General features: G+C 62.3%; 5 protein-coding genes. 4 read left to right on the plus strand and 1 reads right to left on the minus strand.

The window, feature by feature from the left end; translation table 11 throughout:
• Positions 1-25 precede the first annotated feature (25 nt).
• Positions 26-1,579: a malonyl-CoA synthase gene (locus E2583_RS09935; protein ID WP_291595335.1), complete on the plus strand. Its 1,554-nt coding sequence runs from the start codon at positions 26-28 to the stop codon at positions 1,577-1,579.
• 313 nt (positions 1,580-1,892) lie between these two features.
• Here E2583_RS09935 and E2583_RS09940 read toward each other — a convergent pair whose 3' ends face one another.
• A complete protein-coding gene (locus E2583_RS09940; protein WP_291595336.1) occupies positions 1,893-2,336 on the minus strand; it encodes a universal stress protein in 444 nt (147 codons plus the stop codon).
• Positions 2,337-2,525: 189 nt separating this feature from the next.
• Here E2583_RS09940 and E2583_RS09945 point away from each other — a divergent pair, with 189 nt between their 5' ends.
• From E2583_RS09945 to E2583_RS09955, 3 genes are all read left to right on the plus strand, one after another.
• Positions 2,526-4,907, plus strand: a complete 2,382-nt coding sequence (locus tag E2583_RS09945; RefSeq protein WP_291595346.1) for a cation-translocating P-type ATPase — start codon at positions 2,526-2,528, stop codon at positions 4,905-4,907.
• The gene (ccoS, locus tag E2583_RS09950; protein WP_003056328.1) at positions 4,907-5,044 is read left to right on the plus strand and encodes a cbb3-type cytochrome oxidase assembly protein CcoS; all 138 of its coding nucleotides are present in this window, start codon (positions 4,907-4,909) and stop codon (positions 5,042-5,044) included. Before E2583_RS09945 ends, ccoS begins: the two co-directional genes overlap by 1 nt.
• A 63-nt stretch (positions 5,045-5,107) precedes the next feature.
• Positions 5,108-6,000, plus strand: an 893-nt coding sequence (locus E2583_RS09955) for a cbb3-type cytochrome c oxidase subunit I (RefSeq protein WP_291595340.1), incomplete at its 3' end; no start/stop codon positions are given.

Here is a 6,000-nt window from a genome sequence, read left to right on the forward strand (position 1 = left end):
CACCGACAGCATCACGATGACCGACATGCCTCAAGCCAATCTTTACAGCGCGCTGCGCGCTGCGTTTCCCGCCGATCTGACGAAAAATGCCGTGGAGGCGATCGAACCCGATGGCTCCAGCCTCTACTACACCTGGGCCGATCTTGAGTGCGGCAGTGCACGCATGGCCAATCTGCTGGCCTCGCTGGATCTGCCCGAGGGCAGCCGCATCGCGGTACAGGTGGAAAAATCGGTCGAAGCCTTGATGCTCTACCTGGCCACGCTGCGCAGCGGCCATGTGTTCCTGCCGCTGAATACGGCCTACCAGAGCGCAGAGATGGAGTACTTCATCACCAATGCCGAGCCGGCCGTGGTGGTCTGCTCCCCGGGCAGTTTCGGCTGGGTGTCCAAGATTGCGTTCAACCACGGCGTGGATCATGTCTACACCCTGGGCACCGATCGCACGGGCAGCCTGCTGGAGCGTGCGGCCCACCACGGCGACGAGCACCGGGTCGTGCCGCGCAGAGCCGATGATCTGGCAGCGATTCTCTACACCAGCGGAACCACGGGACGCAGCAAGGGTGCCATGCTCAGCCATGGCAATCTGCTCAGTAATGCGGCCGTGCTCAAGGTCTACTGGGGCTGGCAGGAAGGCGATGTGCTGATCCACGCACTGCCCATCTTCCATGTGCATGGCCTGTTTGTGGCCATTCACGGGGCCTTGCTCAACGGCAGTCCCATGATCTGGTTTGCCCGCTTCGAAGCCGAAGCCGTCATGGCGCGCTTCAAGGATGCCACCGTCTTCATGGGGGTGCCCACCCTGTATGTGCGCATGCTGGCCGATGCCAGGCTGGATCGCGACACGGCCGCGCACATGCGCCTGTTCATCTCGGGCTCCGCCCCCATGCTGATCGAGACCTTCCGTGCCTGGAAGACGCGTACCGGCCACACCATTGTGGAGCGATACGGCATGAGCGAGACCATCATGCTGACCTCCAATCCATACGGGCCCGATGCGCGCTACGGCAACCAGGCCGAGCGTCGCGGTGCCACCGTAGGCTTTCCCCTGCCGGGTGTGGGCGTGCGCATTCACGGCGACGACGGCAAGGCCCTGCCAGCAGGCGAGATCGGAAATATCGAGGTCCAGGGGCCCAATGTCTTCAAGGGCTACTGGCGCATGCCGGAGAAGACTGCCGAGGAGTTCACGGCCGATGGCTGGTTCAAGACCGGCGATGTCGGCATGCAGGATGCGCGCGGTTATTTCAGCATTGTCGGGCGCAGCAAGGACTTGATCATCTCGGGAGGCTACAACGTCTATCCGGCCGAGGTGGAGGGCTTCATCAACGATCTTGCAGGTGTGGACGAAAGCGCCCTGGTGGGCGTGCCGCACCCGGACTTTGGCGAAGTGGGCGTTGCCGTCATCGTCGCGCGCAAGGGGGCGCAGCTGGATGGCCAGAAGATTCTGGAGTCGCTCAAGTCCAGACTGGCCCATTTCAAGGTGCCCAAGCGCTGCTATGTGGTGGACAGCCTGCCACGCAACGCCATGGGAAAGGTCCAGAAGAAGCTGCTGCGCGACCAGTATCGGCAAGAGTTCTCCTGAACCCGGCCTCAGCCAGTGTCCCTCCCGGCGGCTCCGGCCGGGCGTCAGGCGTTGGTTTTTGGCTGCACCATTGGCTATATTTCAGGCGCTTGTCTTTTGACTTGACTCCTGAAAAGTGAGCTGCTTTCGCAGTCGGGCAGGCAAATTCAGTATTGAATCGGCCTGAAAATAAAGCAGCTTGTGCGCAAGCCACTTTAAATTTGGGAGTGAAAAACGGCCGCCTCCGTGCGGCCTGCCTCACTGCATATCAGAGGCTCCGGGCAAGGCGCCGTCCTCTCAAGGCAAAGCCGCGAGGCGGCTCAGGCGAAGTCCATCAGCGCAGCACCAGCACGGGCACCGGCGAGTGCGTCAGCACATGCTGGGTTTCGCTGCCCAGCAGCAGACGCTGCAGTCCCTTGCGGCCATGCGATGCCATGACGATCAAGTCGCAGTCGTGCTTCTTGGCCGCTTCCACAATGGATTCGGCCACCAGGTCGGAGTGAGCGATTTCGGTGGTGACACTGACCTTGCGCTCATGGCCGAAGGCTTTGACGCCGTTCAGCAGGGTCTGGGCCTGGCTGGTCCACTGCTCTTCGATGCGCTTGGCTTCCTTGATGTCCAGCAAATCGCTGCCTTCCAGATAGCTGCGCGGATAGTGCGACACAACCTTGAGCGCAATCACGCTGGCGCCGCACAAAGCGGCCAGATCCAGGCCTGCATGCACAGCCTTGTCCGAGAGTTCAGTGCCATCAGTAGCAATCAAAATGCGGTTGTACATAGCTTTCTCCTTCAGGTTGTATGCGTTGTGGATACAAGCATATGTCGATTGGGCAGTTAACAGTTGATTAATGTCAAGGTGGGTATCATCTGCCGTAGTTACGCTTGAAACATGTCCCAACACACTACTGTCCAGCCTTCCGCGGCAGAGCGTGCTGTTGCTGACACCGGTTTCCTGAACTCGTCCCAGATGCACAGCCATCTGCTGGACGATCCGCAAGAATGGAGCTCGTTTGGCCGTCCCGCAGGCCAGAGTTCCAAGGCTCCAATCTCCGAGAACGCGACCGAATCCCCGGTGTGGGATTCCTTTGTGGTTTTGGAGGGCATGCACTGTGCTGCATGTGCGCTGACCATCGAGGAGGCGCTGCGAGCCGTCCCCGGAGTGCAGGCCGCCGAAGTCAGTGCCGCAACGCGTCGAGCCCGCGTCGAATGGCGTCCTGCCCAGGTGCTTCCATCGCAATGGATGGACGCCATCACGCGTGCCGGCTATCGGGCCCTGCCCGCGCGCGATGCGTTTGCGCGCGAGCTGCGCCAGGCCGAGACGCGCCGTGCCCTGTGGCGCTGGCTGGTGGCCGGCCTGTGCATGATGCAGGTGATGATGTATGCATGGCCTGCCTACACGGCGCGTCCCGGCGATCTGTCGCTGGAGATGGAGACCTTGCTGCGCTGGGCCTCCTGGGTGATTTCTCTGCCCGTGGTGCTGTTTTGCTGCGGCCCCTTCTTCAAGAGCGCGCTCAAGGACATCAGCCAGCGCCGCGTGAGCATGGATCTGCCCGTGGCCATAGGCATGCTGATCACCTTCGTCATCAGCACGCTGGGCACTTTTGATCCCTCCGGTCCCTTTGGTCAGGAAGTCTTCTTCGACTCGCTGACCATGTTCGTCTTTTTCCTGCTCACGGGGCGCTGGCTGGAGCTGCGCCTGCGTGACCGCACGGCCGGTGCATTGGAAGCCGTGATGAACCGGCTGCCGGATTCGGTGCTGCGTCAGCAGCCTGACTCGGGCGAGTTCGAGCGTGTGGCCACACGTCGACTGTGCGCGGGCGATGTGGTGCGTGTGCTCACGGGCGAGGCTTTTCCCGCAGACGGCCGGATCCTGCGCGGTACCACCCATGCCGATGAGGCTCTTCTGACCGGCGAGTCCACTCCTGTTCTGCGTGCACAGGGCGATGCAGTCACCGCCGGCAGCTACAACCTGGACAGTGTGGTCGATGTGCGCGTGGACAGCGTGGGGGAGGGCACCCGCTTTGCACAGATCGTGAATCTGATGGAAAGCGCTTCGCTGCAAAAGCCCACTCTGGCCCAGCTGGCCGACAGGGTGGCTCGTCCTTTCCTTGTCGTGGTGCTGCTGGCGGCGCTGGCTGCGGCCATCTGGTGGTGGCCTGTCGACCCGGGCAAGGCCATGATGGTGGCCGTGGCCGTGCTCATCGTCACCTGCCCCTGCGCGCTCTCACTGGCCACGCCCGTGGCCATGCTGACGGCGGCTGGCACCCTGGCGCGCAGCGGCGTGCTGGTGCGCAATCTGCAGGGGCTGGAGGCGCTGGCCGCGGTGGATACGCTGGTGTTCGACAAGACCGGCACGCTGACGCGCGATGGTCTGGTGCTGCGCGCACTGACTCCCGCTGAAGGTCAAAACACGGATGAGCTGCTGGCGCTGGCCGCCTTGCTGGCGCGTCAGTCCATGCATCCCGCTTCCAGGGCCCTGGCGCAGGCGGCCGAGGTGGTCGAACTGCCTGCCAGTGCATGGCTGCTGGACTCCGTCCAGGAAGTTGCCGGCAGCGGCCTCGATGTCTGGGTGCAGGCGCGCAGCAATACCGCTGTGCGCCGCCATCTTCGTCTGGGCTCGGCCGCGCATTGCGGCGTGCGCGAGCTGGCACCGCATGAGCCGGGTCAGAGCGTGATGCTGGCGGAGGAATCGCAAGCTGGCTGGCAGCCCCTGGCGCAGTTCCATCTGAGCGAGGACGTGCGTCCCGAAGCGGCCCAGGTCATTGCCGATCTCGGGCGCCATGGCGTCAGCGTGCAACTGCTCTCGGGAGACCGCTCGGCAGCGGTGCAGACGGTGGCCGCCAGGCTGGGTATCGAGACTGCGCGGGGGGACTGCCAGCCGCAGGACAAGCTGGCCGCCCTGCAGGCCGCACAGGCGGCAGGCCACACCGTCGCCATGGTTGGCGACGGCCTGAATGACGGGCCAGTTTTAGCCGGAGCGCATGTCTCTTTTGCGTTTGGCAATGCAGTGCCGCTGGCACAATCGCGAGCAGACTTCGTGGTACTGGGAGACAGCCTGGAGTTAGTGCTGCAAAGCCTGTTGCTGGCCCGACGGACCTTGTCCGTGGTGCGCCAGAACCTGAGCTGGGCAGCAGCCTATAACGCGATCTCTATTCCTCTGGCCCTGATGGGCTGGATGCCTGCCTGGCTGGCAGGGCTCGGCATGGCGCTGAGCTCCTTGCTGGTCGTCGCCAACGCAGCCCGTCTTGCACGTGCGTTGCCGCTGCAGGTTGCTGATAGCAACGCGTCCGCCTCTGCGCATCTTGCGTCGCGGGGCACCGTCATGCCACTGATTCAAGGAGGCCGTTGATGGACATTCTGTATGTGCTGATTCCGCTGTCGGTAGTTCTGGTCATGGCCATTGTGGCCGCCTTGTGGTGGGCCGTTTACCGTGGCCAGTTCGAGAGCGTGGAACAGGAAGGCGAGCGCATTCTTCGCGACGATTGATGTGGCTCAACGAGCCCAATGAGAAACCAGTGAACACTTTGCAAGAAATCTAAGAGGTGCCCGATGGAAGCAACACATAACAATGCTGTCTATTACGACGACACCGTCGTAAGACAGTTCTCTATCATGGCCGTGGTATGGGGGGTGGTAGGTATGGCAGTAGGCGTGTTTATCGCGTCACAGCTGGCCTGGCCGGAACTCAACTTCGGCATTCCCTGGCTGAGCTACGGACGTCTGCGTCCGCTGCATACCAATGCCGTGATCTTTGCCTTTGGTGGCTCGGCCTTGTTCGCCACCAGCTACTACGTGGTGCAACGCACCTGCCAGACCAAGCTGTTCATGCCCAAGCTGGCGAGCCTGACCTTCTGGGCCTGGCAACTGGTCATCGTGGCTGCGGCCATCAGCCTGCCTCTGGGATACACCCAGGGCAAGGAATATGCCGAACTGGAATGGCCCATCGACCTGTTGATCACCGTGACCTGGGTGTCCTATGCCATCGTGTTCTTCGGCACCATCGGCATTCGCAAGGTCAAGCACATCTATGTGGCCAACTGGTTCTTCGGTGCCTTTATCCTGGCCGTTGCCTTGCTGCACGTGGTCAACAACGTCTCCATTCCTGCAGGCTGGATGAAGAGCTACTCGGCCTATGCCGGCGTGCAGGACGCCATGGTCCAGTGGTGGTATGGCCACAACGCCGTGGGCTTCTTCCTGACCGCAGGCTTCCTGGGCATGATGTATTACTTCATCCCCAAGCAGGCCGGTCGCCCCGTGTATTCGTACCGCCTGTCGATCGTGCACTTCTGGGCGCTGATCTTCACCTACATGTGGGCCGGTCCTCACCACCTTCATTACACCGCGTTGCCCGACTGGGCCCAGTCGCTGGGCATGGTGTTCTCGCTGATCCTGCTGGCTCCCAGCTGGGGCGGCATGATCAACGGCATCATGACGCTGTCGGG

It is taken from the genome of Comamonas sp., from assembly GCF_009360615.1.
Lineage (GTDB): Bacteria > Pseudomonadota > Gammaproteobacteria > Burkholderiales > Burkholderiaceae_C > Comamonas.